Here is a 17,447-nt window from a genome sequence, read left to right as displayed (position 1 = left end):
GGCGCCGGGCTGCCGGGCGCGGGCGGACTTCGAATCGGCGGCGCGGGCGTCGCGCCCGGCCGGTCTGCAGCGGGTTTTGCGGTCTTCGCACCCTGTGAATTCCGGGCGGAGTGACGAACGCAACACCGGCGCAGGGCAATTCGCCCGAACCGCCCTGCGATTGGCGCTCGAGGTGTTGGATGGTCGGCGGCCGCCGGGGCAGCTGGCCCCGCTCGCGGAGCCCGCGGTGGTGGCGGCGGTGCGCACCCTGGCCGGCGGGCGCGGGCTACCGGGTCGCGAGCTCGGGACCGCCACCCTCACCAGGGTGGATGTGATCATGGCCGGGACCGGCGGCGGTGAGGTTTGCGCGGCCTACGATCGCGGCGGTCGGCATTTCGCGCTCGCGGCACGCATTGTCCGCGGTCGTTCCGGGTGGCGCTTGGCCGCATTCCGGGTGTGCTGAAGACCGAAGGGTCTCATCGGTAATAGCTGAATTGTCTGGTGGCCCCGAATTCGATTCGCGCCTAGTTTGAATCCTGCATCCCGCGGGATTAGCATTTCGGCGAATAGCGGCACCTACACGTGGAAGGGCAGTCCATGGCGAAGAAAGTCACCGTAACTCTGGTTGACGACTACGACGGCGAATCGAAGGCCGACGAGACCGTCTTTTTCTCGATCGACGGCAACGACTTCGAGATCGACCTGTCGAACAAGAACGCCGGTAAGCTGCGGGAAGCCCTGGAACCGTGGTCGGAGAAGGCCCGCAAGGTGGGTCGTTCCAAGCGCAAGGTGGCCGCCGGCGGCCGCACCCGTCCGGCCGTGGACCGCGAGGAGAGCACCGCGATCCGGGAATGGGCGCGGGCCCAGGGGCATCAGGTTTCCTCGCGTGGTCGTATCCCGGCCGAGATCGTCGAGGCCTACCAGCGCGCCAAGAATTAGCCAGCGCAAATCCGAGCGCGGGAAATTCGGCGGGGTGCCGGGGCCGGTCGGCAGCGGTCTCTGACATATCGGGCCAAAACTGACAAATCAGGCCATTGGCTCTCCTGGATTTCTCGCGACAATCGGCGCGGTCGCTATGCGCGGCGACCGCATTGCCACACCCCGGTCGAAAGTGAACGACAGGTGTCAGGGAGAATGCTTCCGAACAGAAGCAACCTTGATTCTAGGGGTGATCGTTGTGGGCGAGACAGGTATCGAGCCCGAAAGCACCGGCATGTACGTCGATCGGGACGGTGACATGTGGGAAAAGCGAGACGACGGCTGGCATCTGATGCTCCAGCGCGGGGTGGCGGTGGACCCGGCCTCGTTCTGGGACTGGACCGATGGGCACGTCCGCGACTACGCGCCGTTTCTACAGGTCCTCGCGGCCCGCTGACAGTCCGCGCCGCACGTCGGCGGAGCGGTTCGCGCGGGTATCGAGATCTCCGTAGAGGTCGCTCACAGCGGCCGAGGCTACTACTGTGGTCACCGAGTTCGCCATCCGTTAGCTGACGCATCGGCCGGCTCGTTGCCATTCCGAGTCCCACCGGGTCTGCCGGGGCGTCACCCGAAGCCGCGAGGTGACCGCATGACGCAGGGCTGGCCCAGTTCGATGGATTCCTTCGACGATATCTTCGACCGCTTCTTCGGATCCGGAATGTCGCGCCGGCCGCCGGTGCAGCGCATCGACCTGACCCGGTTGCTGAGCGAGAGCGCCAAACAGGTCGTCGACACCGCGCGCCAGGCCGCCCACGACTGGGGCAGCGCCGAGATCACCCCCGAGCACCTGCTCTACGCGGCCGCCGCCATCGAGCCCGCGCGCAGCATCATCGCCGAGATCGGCCGTGATCCCGAACAACTGCGCGAGCACATGCGCACCGCGGCGGGCAGCGGCGTCGGCGCGCACGGCGCCGACCACGCCCTGGCCCTGAGCCCGGCCGCCAAACTGGCCCTGCGCAATTCGCAGCGCGGCGCCGCCGAGGCGGGCAGCAGCTACATCGGGCCCGAGCACATCCTGCTGGGCATCGCGGGCCTGACCGACAGCGCGGCGGCCCAGGCGCTGGCGGGCGCGAAGATGCCCGCGGCCACCGGGGGCGCGGCGGCCAAGGAGCCCTCCGACACCCCGACCCTGGACGAGTACGGCCGCGATCTCACCGCGGAGGCCCGGGCGGGCCAGGTCGACCCGGTGGTCGGCCGGGCCGAGGAGATCGAGCAGACCGTCGAGATCCTGTCGCGGCGACGCAAGAACAACCCGGTGCTGATCGGTGATCCGGGCGTCGGCAAGACCGCCATCGTGGAGGGCCTGGCCCAGCGCATCGTCAACGGTGACGTGCCGGCCACCCTGGCCGACCGCCGCGTCGTCGCCCTGGACGTGAGTTCCATGGTGGCGGGCAGCAAATACCGCGGCGAATTCGAGGAGCGGCTCACCAAGGTGCTCGACGAGGTGCGCGCGCACTCGGACGAATTGGTGGTGTTCATCGACGAACTGCACACCATCGTGGGCGCGGGCGGCGGCGGTGAGGGCTCCATGGACGCGGGCAATATGCTCAAGCCCGCCCTGGCCCGCGGCGAATTGCACGCCATCGGCGCGACCACCATCGACGAGTACCGCAAATACATCGAGAAGGACGCCGCGCTGGAACGCCGTTTCCAGCCGGTCATGGTGTCCGAGCCGTCGGTGGCCGACACCATCGAGATCCTGCGCGGCCTGGCCGACGTGTACGAGGAGCACCACCAGGTCCGGTACCTGGACGAGGCGCTGATCGCCGCCGCCGAACTCTCCGACCGCTACCTGACCGACCGCTTCATGCCGGACAAGGCCATCGACCTGATCGACCAGGCCGGCGCCCGCGTCCGATTGCGCACGCGCACACCGGATCCCAAGGTGCGCGAGCTGGAAGAGAAACTAGCGCACCTGAATCGGGAGAAGGACGCCGCGGTCAAGGGCGAGGACTACGAGAAGGCCAACAGGATCAAGGCCGAGATCGCGAAGCTGGAGCAGAAGACCGCCGACGAGGTGGACCGCACCGAGATCCCGACGGTCACCATCACCGATATCGCCGAGGTGATCTCGCGCCGCACCGGCATCCCCGTCGCCGACCTCACCACCGAGGAGCGCGCGAAACTGCTGAAGCTGGAACAGGATCTGCACCAGCGGGTGATCGGCCAGGACGAGGCCATCATCGCGGTGGCCGAGGCGGTGCGCCGCGCCCGCGCCGGGCTCAAGGACCCCAACCGCCCGATCGGCTCGTTCCTGTTCCTGGGCCCCACCGGCGTCGGCAAGACCGAACTCGCGAAAGCCCTGGCGGCCGCGGTGTTCGGCGACGAGGACCGGCTCATCCGTTTCGACATGAGCGAGTTCCAGGAGAAGCACACGGTGGCCCGGCTGGTCGGCGCCCCGCCCGGATACGTCGGCTACGACGACGCCGCCCAGCTCACCGACAAGGTCCGCCGCCAGCCCTACTCGGTGATCCTGTTCGACGAGGTCGAGAAGGCGCACCCGGACGTGTTCAATGTCCTGCTGCAGCTGCTCGACGACGGCCGGGTCACCGACTCCAAGGGCCGCACCGTGGATTTCAAGAACACCATCGTCATCCTGACCAGCAATATCGGCTCCGATCTCATCCTGTCCGCCAAGGACGGTGACCTGGATTCGATCAAACCGCAGCTGGAGGAGCGGCTGCGCAAGCAGTTCCGGCCGGAGTTCCTGAACCGGCTCGACGAGCAGATCATCTTCCACCGCCTCGACAAGGAGCAGCTGCGGACCATCGTCGGCCTGGTGCTGGACGGCACCCGCCGCCGGCTGCACGCCCAGGACATCGCCCTGGATGTGTCCGAGCAGGCCATGGATTGGCTGGCGGACAACGGGTACCAGCCCGAGTTCGGCGCCCGCCCGCTGCGCCGGACGGTGCAGAAGCAGCTGGACAACGCCCTGGCCAAGAAACTCCTGGAGGGCGCGCTGGCGCCCGGCGACACCGTGCGCATCGACGCCGACGACGACGGATTGCAGATCGCGGCGGTCCACCACGGCGGCGGCAAGAAGACCGACGCCAAGGTCACCGAGGAATCGATCCTGAGCGTCGGCAAGGGCGGCAAGAAGAGCGCCGACGGCAAGGCCGACGCGCACGGCAAGAACGGCGTGAAGCCGTCGGGCGGCAAGGCGACATCCCGGAAGAACTGACCCGGGGGTTGCGGACCCGGCGCGAACCTGCGTTAACTTCTAAGTATGGAGAACGATCGCGACGCCGCGCCGTTGCCCCTCGGCGACCTGTTCGCCGAGGGGCCCTTCCCGCCGCATCACCCCGGCTGCTTCGGCTGCGGCCCGGCCAATCCGGCCTCCCCGGCCATGACCTTCGAACGTCGCGGTGACCTGGTCCGCGGCACCTTCGTGCTGGACGAGCGGCATCAGGGCGCGCCCGGCGTGGCGCACGGCGGCATCGTCTCCGCCGCCCTGGACGAGGCCTCCGGCTCGGTGCTGATGCCCCTCCAGCTGCCCGCGGTGACCGTGAAACTCGAGGTCGATTTCCGGGTCCCGGTGCAACTGAACCGAGAATTGACGGTCACCTCGAAGCTGGTCGGCCGGGAGGGTCGCAAGCTGTTCATCCACACCGAGCTGACCGACGGCGATACCGTGGTCGCCACCGGCCGCGCGATCTTCGTCGAGGTGACCGCCGCCCACTTCCACCGCTTCGGTGCGACCCCGGGCGAGTTGTCCAGCGTCGGAGCGTGATTCAGCGCAGCCGGCGGATGTCGCCGCGCACGCGGTAGAAGCCGCCGCGGGCCGACTCGGTGACGGCGTCGACCACGTACCGCGCCCCGGCCTCGCGAATCTCCCTGGGGAACTGCACGTTCCAGCCGCGCTGGTATCCGGCCGAGACCACGTGGACGCGCAGGTTGCCGTTCTCCTGGACGCATTCGACCACGATGCCGTCCCCGGCCTCCGCGATCACCTCCACGGTGGCGCTGGGCATCACGGCCGAGATCTCCGGGGCCTTGATCGACAGCGTCCGCGGCAGCACGCCCTGTTCGGCGTCGCGGATGGCCGCCTCGCTGACATCCAGGCAGGCCAGGGTGCCGTTGGTGGTGACCAGGTAGAGCTTCTCGTCGAAATATTGCATCGAGTACGCCGAGCCGCAGCCGGTGGCCAGCTTCCACAGCCGGTTGCCCGCGGCGTCGAAGCAGTACACCGACGAGTAGTTGTCGCCCGCGAACACGAAACGCCCGTCCGGTGAAGTGGCGCAGGAGAATACGGCCGCGTCGCACTGGTAGGCGCGTTCGGCCTGTCCGTCCTTGGCCACCATGCGCACCTGCCGGGTCCCGGTGCCGGCGTAGACGGCGTCGGATTCCTGCCAGCCGAACAGCACCGCGCCGCCGGTGCCGACCTGCCAGCGGTTCTCGCCGGTGGCCAGGTCGTACTTGGTGACGCCATTCGAATGACCGTGGTACACACCGTCTTCGTCGATGCGCACCATCCAGCCGGAGTCGCCGGTGCTGCGTCGCGTCCACAGCGATTCCTCCTCGTGGTCGATGACGGTGAGCCCGCCCTGCCGGTCGGAGACGCCGAGGATGCCGTCGTGGATGTCGAGCCAGTAGATGTCGACATTGGCGGCGATGTCGTAGGCCGCGCGCGGCACCTTGCCGGTCAGGTCGTAGACGCGGCCGTCGTCGCAGCCCGCGTAGATCCAGAAGTCGTCGGCCACAATGCATTTCACCGCGTCGGGCAGCCGGAACCGGCCGGTTACCGTGCCGTCGGGGGTGAGGGTGAACACGTCGCCGTGCTCGTTGCCGACCCAGCAGCGCTGCTCGTCGACGAAGATGCCGAACGCCGCCGCGCCGGAGTCGAAGCTCCACAGCACCGGGGCCTTCATGGCGGTGGAGCGCTGACTGACGATGGCGCGCCGGGTGACCGGCCGCGCCGCGCGGGCCCCATCACCGCGGGCGCGTAACCCTTGCGCATCTTCTCGCCGACCTTCTTGGCCGCCGCCGCGCGCGCCTTCTCCACTGTCGGAAAGGAACTCACCTGTCGTTGCCCGGCATCGCCGATGCGCCCGTACCGGATCGTCACCTGCGTCCCCGCCACGACGACCTCGTAGAACTTGTGTGCCGTACCGCTGTCCTGGGACAGTTCCAGGTACGTGGTCTCCCCGCCGCTCATGCCTTGCTCCAAGCTTCACGTTCAACTCGATGTGCGGCGAAAGCTAACAAGGCCCACCGACATTCGGCGTCCGCCGAGGTCGATGGGCCTGTTAGGGGGAGTGGGCCGATCAGCCGACGGCGATCATGCGGGCCGCGTTGGCCGCCTCGTCGTCCTTTTCCTCGTTCGCGGCCAGCTCGGCGTGCACGCGGTCGAAGTAGCGGTTGATCTCGGTGTTGGTGCGTTCGTCGTCCCAGCCCAGGTGCGGGGCGATGAGCCGGGCGATCTCGGGGGCCGCCCGCAGGCCGCGGTCGGGCACCTCGATGGAGATGCGGGTGCGGCGGGTGAGCAGGTCGTCCAGGTGCAGCGCGCCCTCGTGGGTGGCGGCGTAGACGGCCTCGGCGGCGAGGTAGTCCTCGGCACCCGGAATCGGTTCGGCCAGTGCGGGAACCGCCGCGATCAGGTCGAAGATCTCGTCGGTGAGCGAGCCGTAACGGCCCAGCAGGTGGGTGACGGTCTGCTCGGGCAGCCCCGCTGTCGCGGCCACCTCGGTGACGCGGTCGAGCAGCTCCTGGTACCCGACCGCGCCCAGGATGGGCAGGTTCGCGGTCACCGAGGGCGCGACATCGCTGCCCAGGCGTTCGGCGGCGGCGTCCACCACGTCGGCGGCCATCACCCGGTAGGTGGTGTATTTGCCGCCCGCGATGACGAACAGTCCCGGGGCGGGCTCGGCCACGGCGTGTTCGCGCGAGAGCTTCGAGGTCTCCTTGGACGCGCCGGTCATGAGTGGCCGCAGGCCCGCGTAGGTGCCGACGATGTCGGCGCGGGTGAGCGGTTCGCGCAGCAGCGAATTGACGTGGTCGAGGATGTACTGGACGTCCCCGGCGGTGGCGGTCGGGTGGTTCTTGTCCAGCGACCAGTCGGTGTCGGTGGTGCCGATGATCCAGTGCTCGGCCCACGGGATGACGAACAGCACCGACTTCTCGGTCTTCATGGCGATGCCGGTGCCCAGGTCCAGCTTCTCGCGCGGCACCATGATGTGCACGCCCTTGGACATGCGCACGTGGAACGGGAAGTCCACGCCGGTCATCTTGATCATGTCATCGGTCCACACGCCGGTCGCCGAGATCACGGTGCGGGCCCGGATGCTGTGCTCCAGACCGGTTTCCAGATCCAGCACCCGCGCGCCCGCGACGCGCTCGCCGTCGCGCAGCAGGCCGATGACCTTGGTCCGGGTCAGCACGGTCGCGCCGTGCTGGGCCGCGGTGCGCGCGATCATCATGGTGTGGCGGGCGTCGTCGACCTGCGCGTCGTAGTAGCGGATGGCGCCGGTCATGGTGTCTTCCTTGAGCGCGGGCGCCAATTCCAGTGCCCGGGAACGGCTCAGGTGCTTGTGCATCGGCACCGAGCGCGCGCCGCCCATGGTGTCGTAGAGGGCGATGCCCGCGCCGATGTAGAACCGCTCGTAGTGCTTCTGCAGCGGGAACAGGAACGACACCGGGCGGACCAGATGCGGGGCCAGCTTGTTGAGCAGCAGGCCGCGCTCCTTCAAAGCCTCACGGACCAGGGCGAAGTCGTACTGCTCGAGGTAGCGCAGGCCGCCGTGGATGAGCTTGGAGGACCGGCTGGAGGTGCCGGCGGCGAAGTCGCGCGCCTCGACCAGGGTGACGGACAGCCCGCGTGCGGCGGCGTCGAGGGCGGCGCCCGCTCCGGTCACTCCACCGCCGATCACGAGCACGTCGATGTCGGTGTCGCCGAGCGCGTCAATCGCCCGGGCGCGGTAGGCGGGATCCAGTTGTGCGGACACGAAACGCTCCTTGCTATCGGTATTTTCAGGCTTGTGCTGGGCGCCGGTCACCGCTCAGTCCTCGTCGTCGAGGTCGACCCAGTCGAGGGTGCGGGACACGGCCTCGAGCCAGCGGGCGTAACCACGCCGCCGCTGCTCCTCGGTCATGGTGGGTTGCCAGTTCTGGTCCTCGTGCCAGTTGGCGACGAGTTCGTCGGTGCTGCTCCAGAATCCGACCGCGAGCCCGGCCGCGTAGGCGGCGCCGAGCGCGGTGGTCTCGGCGACCACCGGCCGCGAGACCGGCACGCCCAGGAAGTCGGCCTGGATCTGCATGGCGAGTTCGTTGGCGGTGACGCCGCCGTCCACGCGCAGCGTGTCGAGGGTGACACCGGAGTCCCGCTGCATGGCCTCGACCACGTCGCGGGTCTGATAGCAGATGGATTCCAGTGTGGCCCTGGCGATATGGGCATTGTTGCTGTGGCGCGACAGGCCCACGATGACGCCGCGGGCGTCGGCCCGCCAGTAGGGCGCGAACAGTCCGGAGAAGGCGGGCACGAAGTAGACGCCGCCGTTGTCGGAGACCTGCCGGGCCAGGGCCTCGACCCGCTCCGCGCCGGAGATGATGCCGAGCTGATCGCGCAGCCACTGCACGGCCGACCCGGTGACGGCGATCGAGCCCTCCAGCGCGTACACCGGCTTGTCGTCGCCGAACTGATAGGCGACGGTGGTGAGCAGGCCGTGCGTGGAGCGCACGATCTCGGTGCCGGTGTTCAGCATGAGGAAATTGCCGGTGCCGTAGGTGTTCTTGGCCTCGCCCGGGCGGAAACAGACCTGGCCGACGGTGGCGGCCTGCTGATCGCCCAGCACGCCGGCGATCGGGACCGCGCCCTTGAACGGACCGGCCGGGTTGGTGACCCCGAAGCCCGCCGGGTTCGACGAGGGCGCGATGCGCGGCAGCATGCCGCGCGGCACATCGAACACCGTGAGCAATTCCGCGTCCCAGTCCAGGGTTTCGAGATCCATCAGCATGGTGCGCGAGGCGTTGGTGGGATCGGTGATGTGGACACCGCCGTCGACGCCGCCGGTGAGGTTCCAGATGAGCCAGGTGTCGGGGGTGCCGAACAGGGCGTCGCCGTTCTCCGCGTCCTCCCGCACACCGGGGACGTTGTCGAGGATCCACTTCAGCTTGCCGCCGGAGAAGTACGGTGCGGGCGGCAGTCCGGCGCGTTCGCGGATCAGCTCGCCCTTGCCCGCCTGCTCGACTTCGGCGACGATCCGGTCGGTGCGGGTGTCCTGCCAGACGATGGCGTTGTAGTAGGGGCGTCCGGTGCGGCGGTTCCACACGATGGTGGTCTCGCGCTGATTGGTGACGCCGACGGCGGCCAGATCGTCGGCGGTGAGCCCGGCTCCGGCGAGGGCGCTCTTGATGACGGTGCGGGCCCGCTCCCAGATCTCGTCCGGATTGTGTTCCACCCAACCGGCCCGCGGGAGAATCTGCTCATGCTCGAGCTGATGGCGGGCGACCACGGTGCCGCCGTGGTCGAACACCATGAAGCGCGTGGAGGTCGTGCCCTGATCGATGGCTCCGACGTACTGCGTCATCGCGGTCCTTTCGGGGGAACCGGTGCCGTACCGGGCCCGATGCTCACGCTACGAAGTGGAACGTGGTCCGCCCAGAGGGCGCGTTCGACAATGCCGAACGGTTGGCTGATAGGTTTCGGGTATGCCGGGTCCGATTCAATCGATCGAGCGCGCCGCGGCCATGCTGCGGCTGCTGGCCCGCGGGTCCGGGCGGATGGCGGTCGGCGAGATCGCCACGGCACTGGGCCTGGCCAAGCCCACCGCGCACGGCATCCTGCGGACGTTGCAGGGCGTCGGATTCGTCGATCAGGACCCGGTCAGCGGCAAATACTTGCTGAGTCCCGCACTGCAGGACCTCGGGGCCGGGCATCTGGACGCCAACGAACTCCGCTCGCGCGCCATCAACCGGGCCGACGCCCTGGCCGCGCGCAGCGGCGAATCGGTGCGCATCGCCGCGCCCGTGGAGGGCGGTGTGGTGGTGGTCCATCACGTCTTCCGGCCCGACAACACCGAGCAGGAACTCGCGGTCGGCGAGGAACTGCCGCCGCACGCGACCGCGCTGGGCAAGGTGCTGCTGGCCTACGACGGCGAACTCGCCGACGGGATGCGCGAGGGCGCGCTGCCCGCCCTCACCCACCGCACCATCACCGATCCGGCGGCATTACGGCGGGCGATCTCCGAGGTCCGGCGCGCCGGCTGGGCGGGGGATATCGGCGAATACCGTTCCGGCGCGGCGAGTGTCGCCGCGCCGATCCGGTCCCGGGGTGGTCTGGTGGTCGGAGCCATCGGCATCACCGGGCCGATCGACCGGCTCTGCGACGGGCAGCTGCGCATCCGGTCCGCGCCGGTCGCCCAGGTTCGCGACGCGGCGGCCGCGGTCTCGCGGGATCTCGGTGGCGCGCAATGACTCTCGCGGACGGGAGCGGCCACCCATGACGCAGCGGTTCGTGCTCGCCATCGATCAGGGCACCACCTCCACCCGGGCCATCCTCTTCGATCAGCGCGCCCGCCTGAGCGGCGTGGCGCAACGCGAGCACCGGCAGTACTACCCGCGGCCGGGCTGGATGGAGCAGGACGCGGTGCAGATCTGGCGCAATGTGGAGCGCATCGTGCCCGCCGCCCTGCGGGATTCGGGCATCACCGCCGACCAGGTGGCGGCCGTGGGCATCGCGAATCAGCGCGAGACCACCGTGGTGTGGGACCGCGCCACCGGGGTGCCGGTCGCCCGCGCCATCGTGTGGCAGGACGTGCGCACCGAGGATCTGGTCGAGAGCCTGCGGGAAACCCCTGGGGCGGAACGTATCCGGGAGCTCTGCGGCCTGCCGCTGGCCACCTATTTCGCCGCGCCCCGGCTGCGCTGGCTACTCGACCGCACGCCCGGCCTGCGGGCGCGGGCCGAGCGCGGCGAGGTGCTGTTCGGGACCATGGAGACCTGGCTGATCTGGAACCTCACCGGGGGACCGGACGGGGGAGCGCATGTCACCGACGTCACCAATGCCGGACGCACCCTGCTGATGAATCTGGCCACGCTGCAATGGGATCCGGAACTGTTGCGGTTCTTCGGCATTCCGCGGGCCATGCTGCCCGAGATCCAGCCGTCCACCGGAGATTTCGGCACGGCGGCGAGGGTACTGCCCGGCGTGCGGATCGCGGCCGCGCTCGGGGATCAGCACGCGGCGCTCTTCGGCCAGACCTGCTTCGCGCCCGGTGAGACCGAATGTACCTACGGCACCGGCGGATTCCTGGTGATGAATACCGGCAAGGAGTTGGTGCGGTCCGAGCACGGCCTGCTCACGACCATCGGATACCAGGTGGGGCCGGAACCGGTGTACGCCCTGGAGGGCCCGATCGCGGTGACCGGCTCGCTGGTGCAGTGGCTGCGCGACAACATCGGCCTGATCGCGAGCGCGCCCGAGATCGAAACCCTCGCGGGCACAGTGGAAGACAATGGCGGCTGCTACCTGGTGCCCGCCTTCTCCGGCCTGTACGCGCCGCACTGGCGCAGCGACGCGCGCGGGCTGCTGATCGGGCTCACCTCGTATGTCACCAAGGGGCACATCGCGCGGGCGGTGCTGGAGGCGACCGCGTGGCAGACCCGCGACGTGCTCGAGGCCATGAACGCCGACTCCGGGCTGCGGGCCGCGTCGCTGCGGGTGGCGGGCGGCATGACTTCGGACAACCTGCTCATGCAGATCGTCGCCGACGTCCTCGACATCCCGGTGCTGCGCCCGATCGTGGCCGAGACGGTCTCGCTGGGCGCGGCCTACGCGGCGGGCCTGGCGGTCGGTTTCTGGCCGGATCTCGAGGGCCTGCGCCACAATTGGCGCGTCGCGGCCCAGTGGCTGCCGCGCATGGATCCCGCACTGCGCGCCGAGGAGTACGACAACTGGCGGCGGGCAGTGGAGCTTACCTTCGGTTGGCTGCGCCCCAAGAAGCCCTTGACCTAACGTGGCAGGTATGCGGCTCTACGTCGGTTGCGCAATGTGGACACACCCGGACTGGCAGGAGAAGCCGATACCCCCGGCCGAACGCCTGCGCACCTACTCCTCCTGGTGCAACGCGGTGGAGGGCAACACCACCTTCTACGCCGTCCCGCAGCGCCGGACCGTCGAATCCTGGGCCCGGCAAACCGATCCCGGCTTCCGGTTCGTCATGAAGCTGCCCCGCACCATCACCCACGACCGCCGCCTCACCGGCGTGGACGAGGAGATGTCGGGCTTCCTCGACGCCATCGAACCGCTGGGCCGCCGCCTGCACGCGCTGTGGATCCAGCTGCCGGGCTCGTTCACCAACCTGACCGCGCTGGCCGACCTGCTCCAGGCCATCCCGTCCCACCACCGCTGCGCCGTGGAGGTGCGCCACCCGGTCTTCTTCGAGAACCCGCGCGCCACAGCGCAACTCGAAGCGGTGCTGCGCGCGGCCGGTGCGGAGTGGATACCGTTCGACACCACCACCCTGTTCGCCGCCCCGCCCACCAGCGCCGCCGAGTACGAGGCGGCCTCGAAGAAACCCAACAACCCCCGCCGGACCCGCGCGCTCACCGAGTTCCCGATCGTCCGCTATCACGGCCGCGACGACACCATCGCCACCGTGGCCGGCTGGCAGCCGTGGATCGACACCACCGTCGCCTGGCTGCGGGAAGGCCGTTCCCCGACGGTGTTCATCCACACGCCCGACAACGCGGCCGCCCGCACCCTGGCCCGCCGCTTCCACGCCGAGGTCGCCGCCCGCGTGCCCGATCTGGAACCCCTGCCCAACCCCGAACCCACCGATCCGATGACCCTGTTCTGACCGGCCGCCGGCGAACGGCGCCTGGTGGATGTTGATCATCCACCAAGCGCCGCAGGGTGATTCAGCTGATCAACAGCGGCGGGGTGCCGGTGCGCCGGGCCTCGCGGTCCAGGGCCTTGTCCCGTTGTTCCTCGAACCGGACCACGTCCTTCTGGAGCTTCTCCAGGTACGCGCCGACCTCGTTGCGGCGGCGGTCCCCGGCGGGACCGAAGTCGTTGCGCTCGAAGATGTTCCACTTCTTGAGGTTGGGCAGCAGGACCTCCTCGAGGTGCTGGCGCAGATCATAGATGCCGTGCTTGGCCATCAGCACGCCGTTGCGGCGGAAGTTGGGCATCCCCAGCCCGGGCATCTGGAAGCGGAGCACGATATTGGCGATCGCCTCCATGGCCTGGTCCGGCGAGAGGTCCAGGGCCGCGGCGCACATATTCCGGTAGAAGATCATGTGCAGGTTCTCGTCGGCGGCGATGCGCTGCAGCATGCGGTCCGCGATCGGGTCTTCGCACGCTTTGCCGGTATTGCGGTGGGACACGCGCGTGGCCAATTCTTGAAACGTCACATAGGCAACCGAATGCATGAATCCGGCATCGGCGGGCACATAGTCGGTTCCGGCGTGTTTCTTGATCAGCTGCGCGGCGTTGTAGCCGCTCGTCATGTGCGTCATCCGCGCCTGCTCCAGCGCCACCGGATCCACGCCCCGGGTGACCACCAGGTAGTCGCGAATCACGATGCCGTGCCGGTTCTCCTCCGCGGTCCAGCGGCCCACCCAGGTGCCCCAGGGACCGTCCTGGGAGAAGTTCTCGGCGATTTCCCGGTGATAGCTGGGCAGATTGTCCTCGGTGAGAAGATTGGTGACCATCGCCGCCTTCGCGACTTCGCTGAGTGTCGACTGTTCGGGCTGCCAGTCCGTGCCGTCCATAGCTGCGAAGTTGCGACCCTGGTCCCACGGGACGTAGTCGTGCGGGTGCCAGTCCTTGGCCATCGATAGATGGCGGTTCACGTTCTGCTCGGCAACGGGTTCCAGCTCGAGGAGCAGCTCCAACTGCGTGAGACTCCTGGCCACGATCGTATGCCCTCCCTTGAAATGGCTCGGCACTGCGGGAATGATGCTCGGGAGATCCGGCGATCGGCCGCCGCGTCGAGAGGGACCCTGAAGATTGAAAAGGGATGCCCGCGTGTCGCTTAATGGGACTGGTCGGCTTCGCCTCGGATAATCTAGCCCAGTTCGCCGAAGATTGGCCTCATCACCCCGCCGAAGTCTCGACAGCCAGGCCCGCTCGTCAGTTTCCACCAGCCCTTGACAGCCCACGCGGATCGACACTCGATTCGCCGAAGCATTGCTACGGAGAGTGTGAACATGCAGACGACCAACCGCCGGAAATACCCCAGTGTCGTCGTCACCGCGCTGGCGGCGACCACGTCCATCGCGGGAGACGTCGACTCGACGTGGAAGGGGCTACTCAACGGCGAGAGCGGGATCGACGTCCTCGAGGACAGCTTCCTCGACGACTTCGGCCTCCCGGTCCGGATCGGCGGGCATCTCAAGGTGTCGCCCACCGACCAGGTGTCCAAGGCGGAGGCCCGGCGCCTGTCCTACGTCGAGCAGATGGCCATGGTGCTCGGCCGCGAGGTCTGGGCCAACGCCGGATCCCCGCAGGTGGACCGGGATCGCCTCGCCATCTCCATCGGCACCGGTCTCGGCGGCGCGGAGATGCTCATCTCCACCCGTGACAAGCTGATCAACGGCGGTTACCGGAAGGTGGTGCCGCACACCGTGCAAGCCGTCATGCCGAACGGCGCGGCCGCCTGCGTGGGTGTCGAGCTGGGCGCGAGGGCCGGTGTGTCGACGCCTGTTTCGGCTTGTTCGTCCGGTTCCGAGGCGATCGCGAACGCCTGGCGCACGGTCGTCATGGGCGATGCCGACATGGTGGTCACCGGCGGCGTGGAGGGTTCCATCCAGGCGCTGCCCATCGCGGGGTTCTCCATGATGCGCGCCATGAGCACCCGCAACCACGATCCCAAGGGCGCTTCCCGCCCCTTCGACATGGAACGCGACGGTTTCGTCTTCGGTGAGGCGGGGGCGCTCATGGTGATCGAGACCGAGGAGCACGCCAAGGCACGCGGGGCCACCATCCACGCCCGCATCATGGGCGCGGGCATCACCTCCGACGGCTTCCACCTGGTCGCCCCCGATCCGGAGGGCACCGGCGCGGCCCGCGCCATGAGCCGCGCCATGGAGTTCGCGGGCCTGGCCAAATCCGATGTCACCCATATCAATGCGCACGCCACCGCCACCCCGATCGGGGATACCGCGGAGGCCAACGCGATTCGGCAAGCGGTCGGCAATCATGCCGCGGTGTACGCGCCCAAGTCCGCGCTCGGACATTCGATCGGCGCGGTCGGTGCGCTGGAGTCGGTGATCACCGTGCTCAGCGTGCGGGACGGAATCGTTCCTCCCACACTGAATCTGGAGAACCAGGACCCGGAGATCGACCTCGACGTGGTGAAGGGCCAGGCCCGGCCGGGGCGCTACGAGTACGCGCTCAACAACTCCTTCGGCTTCGGCGGGCACAACGTCGCCATCGCTTTCGGCAGGTACTGACCCTCTGCTAGAGTCCCCAAGCCCCCAGCTACATTCGGGCTTTCGTGTCGATCTTTGTTCGGTGTCACTGCGCGGTTCTGACGGACCGCGAGCTGAAAAAGGATAGGGAATGATCGGCGAGACCTTCGATGACTATCTGGACGAGCACGGCCACATCAACATCCCTGACAACCAGACCATGGTCGACCTGGTCGACAAGCATGCCGCGGCCAACGGGGACGAGCTCGCCTACCGCTTTATCGACTATTCACGCGAACGCGACGGCGAATACCACGACATCACGTGGAACCGCTTCGGTGTCCGGCTGCGCGCGGTAGCCGCCCGGCTGCAGCAGGTCACGCAGCCGGGGGACCGCGTCGCCATCCTGGCGCCACAGGGCCTGGACTACATCGTGGCCATGTACGCCTCGGTGTACGCGGGCAATATCGCGGTGCCGCTGTTCGATCCGGACGAGCAGGGCCACACCGACCGGCTCTACGCGGTGCTCGAGGACTGCAAGCCCGCGGCCATCCTGACCGTCGGCTCGGCCGCGGCCGGAGTGCGCGAGATCTTCAAACACCTGCCCGCGCCGCAACGTCCGCGCATCATCGCGGTGGAGGCCATCCCGGACGGCGTCGGCGAGAGCTGGGTGCGTCCGGACCTGAACATGGACGATGTCGCCTACCTGCAGTACACCTCCGGGTCGACCCGCATCCCGGCCGGTGTCGAGATCACCCACCGGGCGGTCGGCACCAACCTGCTGCAGATGATCGACGCCATCGGCATCACCGAGAAGGCGCGCGGCGTCACCTGGCTGCCGCTGTTCCACGACATGGGGCTGCTGACCGTCATCCTGCCCACCCTGGGCGGCAAGTACATCACCATCATGTCGCCCAGCGCCTTCGTGCGCCGGCCGCACCGCTGGATCAAGGAACTCGCCGCCCAGGAGGACGGCGCCGAGATCTTCGCCGCCGCACCCAATTTCGCCTTCGAGCACGCGGCCGCGCGCGGATTGCCCAAGCCCGGCGAGGAATTGGACCTCTCCAATGTGATCGGCCTGATCAATGGCAGCGAGCCGGTGTCGGTGACCTCCATGCGGAAGTTCAACGACGCCTTCGCCCCCTACGGCCTGCCCAAGACCGCCATCAAGCCCTGCTACGGCATGGCCGAGGCCACCCTGTTCGTCTCCGCCACCAAACGCGAGGACGAGGCCCGCACGGTCTGGGTGGATCGCACCAAACTCAATGCCGGACGCATGGTCGAGGTCGACGAGCACGCGGAAAACGCTGTGTCCCAGGTGTCCTGCGGGTATGTGGCGCTATCGCAGTGGGCGGCCATCGTGGATCCCGAGACCGGCGCGGAGAAGCCCGACGGCGAGGTCGGCGAGATCTGGCTGCACGGCGCGAACATCGGCCGCGGCTACTGGGGCCGTCCCCAGGAGACCGAGGCCACCTTCCACAACCGGATCGTCGCCCGGCAGCCCGAGAGCCACGCCGAAGGCACCGAGCCGGAGGCGAACTGGATGCGCACCGGCGATTTCGGCGCGTACTACGACGGCGAGCTGTTCATCACCGGCCGGGTCAAGGATCTGGTCATCGTGGACGGGCGCAATCACTATCCGCAGGATCTGGAGTACTCCGCCCAGGAGTCCAGCACCGCGCTGCGCCCCGGTTTCGTGGCCGCCTTCTCGGTCGCGGGCGACCAGCTGCCCGGCCAGGTGGTGACGGTCAACGGCGCGGAACCGGCCACCGGCGCCGAGCAACTGGTCATCGTGGCCGAACGCGGCACCGGCGCGGCCAAACTCGATCCGGAGCCGATCACCGAGACCGTCCGGGCGGCCATCGCCAAGCGACACGGCGTGACCGTCCGGGACCTGCTGCTGGTGCCCGCGGGGTCCATCCCGCGCACCTCCAGCGGCAAGATCGCGCGTCGCGCGTGCAAGGCGGCCTATCTGGAGGGCACCCTCCGGGGCGGCCATCGCCAGCAGGCCTTCCCGGACCACGTCGACTGACGCGGCGCATCGCCGCGGGGCACACCGGTGGTGGTGTGCCCCGCGGCGTTTCCGGGGTGGGGTCAGTCGAGCCGGACCGTGGTCGCCGGCTCGGCGGGCCGGGCGGCAT

Annotated in this window: 15 protein-coding genes; 10 read left to right on the top strand and 5 right to left on the bottom strand. The window is 68.6% G+C overall.

Annotated features, from left to right (window positions below; genetic code table 11):
* The 5 genes from ACWELJ_RS27660 to ACWELJ_RS27640 all read left to right on the top strand — a co-directional run.
* The coding region (locus tag ACWELJ_RS27660) for an Rv3235 family protein (protein WP_452369056.1) at positions 1-442 on the top strand (442 nt) is incomplete at its 5' end.
* A 134-nt stretch (positions 443-576) separates the two neighbouring features.
* A complete protein-coding gene (locus ACWELJ_RS27655; RefSeq protein WP_213561466.1) occupies positions 577-918 on the top strand; it encodes a histone-like nucleoid-structuring protein Lsr2 in 342 nt (113 codons plus the stop codon).
* 238 nt (positions 919-1,156) lie between these two features.
* Positions 1,157-1,354, top strand: coding sequence for a hypothetical protein (locus tag ACWELJ_RS27650; protein WP_452369055.1), 198 nt, complete (start codon positions 1,157-1,159; stop codon positions 1,352-1,354).
* Between the two features lie 192 nt (positions 1,355-1,546).
* Entirely contained in the window at positions 1,547-4,138 is a 2,592-nt protein-coding gene (locus ACWELJ_RS27645) for an ATP-dependent Clp protease ATP-binding subunit (RefSeq protein ID WP_452369054.1), read from the top strand.
* Positions 4,139-4,183: 45 nt separating this feature from the next.
* Complete coding sequence (locus ACWELJ_RS27640; RefSeq protein WP_452369053.1) at positions 4,184-4,687, top strand: PaaI family thioesterase; 504 nt, start codon at positions 4,184-4,186, stop codon at positions 4,685-4,687.
* A gap of 1 nt (position 4,688) precedes the next feature.
* On the opposite strand, the gene ACWELJ_RS27635 is transcribed toward ACWELJ_RS27640, so the two are convergent.
* From ACWELJ_RS27635 to glpK (ACWELJ_RS27620), 4 genes are all read right to left on the bottom strand, one after another.
* Positions 4,689-5,825, bottom strand: coding sequence for a molybdenum metabolism regulator (locus ACWELJ_RS27635; protein WP_452369052.1), 1,137 nt, complete (start codon positions 5,823-5,825; stop codon positions 4,689-4,691).
* The gene (locus ACWELJ_RS27630; RefSeq protein ID WP_452369051.1) at positions 5,822-6,112 is read right to left on the bottom strand and encodes a WGR domain-containing protein; all 291 of its coding nucleotides are present in this window, start codon (positions 6,110-6,112) and stop codon (positions 5,822-5,824) included. The genes ACWELJ_RS27635 and ACWELJ_RS27630 overlap by 4 nt, the downstream gene beginning before the upstream one ends.
* Before the next feature lie 109 nt (positions 6,113-6,221).
* A complete protein-coding gene (gene glpD / locus ACWELJ_RS27625; protein ID WP_452369050.1) occupies positions 6,222-7,898 on the bottom strand; it encodes a glycerol-3-phosphate dehydrogenase in 1,677 nt (558 codons plus the stop codon).
* A gap of 54 nt (positions 7,899-7,952) precedes the next feature.
* Positions 7,953-9,479 (bottom strand): glycerol kinase GlpK, encoded by a 1,527-nt coding sequence (gene glpK, locus ACWELJ_RS27620; protein ID WP_452369049.1) that lies wholly within the window; start codon positions 9,477-9,479, stop codon positions 7,953-7,955.
* A 121-nt stretch (positions 9,480-9,600) separates the two neighbouring features.
* Between glpK (ACWELJ_RS27620) and ACWELJ_RS27615 the strand changes: the two genes are divergently transcribed.
* Genes ACWELJ_RS27615 through ACWELJ_RS27605 form a run of 3 tightly spaced genes read left to right on the top strand, consistent with a single transcriptional unit; the run spans position 9,601 to position 12,749 of the window.
* Positions 9,601-10,365 (top strand): IclR family transcriptional regulator, encoded by a 765-nt coding sequence (locus ACWELJ_RS27615; RefSeq protein WP_452369048.1) that lies wholly within the window; start codon positions 9,601-9,603, stop codon positions 10,363-10,365.
* A 25-nt stretch (positions 10,366-10,390) separates the two neighbouring features.
* On the top strand, positions 10,391-11,905 hold the full coding sequence (gene glpK / locus ACWELJ_RS27610) for a glycerol kinase GlpK (RefSeq protein WP_452369047.1): 1,515 nt from the start codon (positions 10,391-10,393) through the stop codon (positions 11,903-11,905).
* 34 nt (positions 11,906-11,939) lie between these two features.
* Positions 11,940-12,749 carry a DUF72 domain-containing protein gene (locus ACWELJ_RS27605; RefSeq protein WP_452369046.1) on the top strand — a complete coding sequence of 270 codons (810 nt, stop codon included), beginning with the start codon at positions 11,940-11,942 and terminating at the stop codon, positions 12,747-12,749.
* 61 nt (positions 12,750-12,810) lie between these two features.
* On the opposite strand, the gene ACWELJ_RS27600 is transcribed toward ACWELJ_RS27605, so the two are convergent.
* Entirely contained in the window at positions 12,811-13,809 is a 999-nt protein-coding gene (locus ACWELJ_RS27600; RefSeq protein ID WP_452369045.1) for an acyl-ACP desaturase, read from the bottom strand.
* A 294-nt stretch (positions 13,810-14,103) separates the two neighbouring features.
* On the opposite strand from ACWELJ_RS27600, the gene ACWELJ_RS27595 reads away from it, so the two are divergent.
* A complete protein-coding gene (locus ACWELJ_RS27595; RefSeq protein ID WP_452369044.1) occupies positions 14,104-15,348 on the top strand; it encodes a KasA/KasB family beta-ketoacyl-ACP synthase in 1,245 nt (414 codons plus the stop codon).
* 109 nt (positions 15,349-15,457) lie between these two features.
* Positions 15,458-17,338: a long-chain-fatty-acid--AMP ligase FadD32 gene (fadD32, locus tag ACWELJ_RS27590; RefSeq protein WP_452369043.1), complete on the top strand. Its 1,881-nt coding sequence runs from the start codon at positions 15,458-15,460 to the stop codon at positions 17,336-17,338.
* Positions 17,339-17,447 lie beyond the last annotated feature (109 nt).

The organism is Nocardia sp. NPDC004582, from assembly GCF_053602115.1.
Note: the sequence above shows the minus strand (reverse complement) of the source record. Positions and strands in the feature narration are given on the sequence as shown.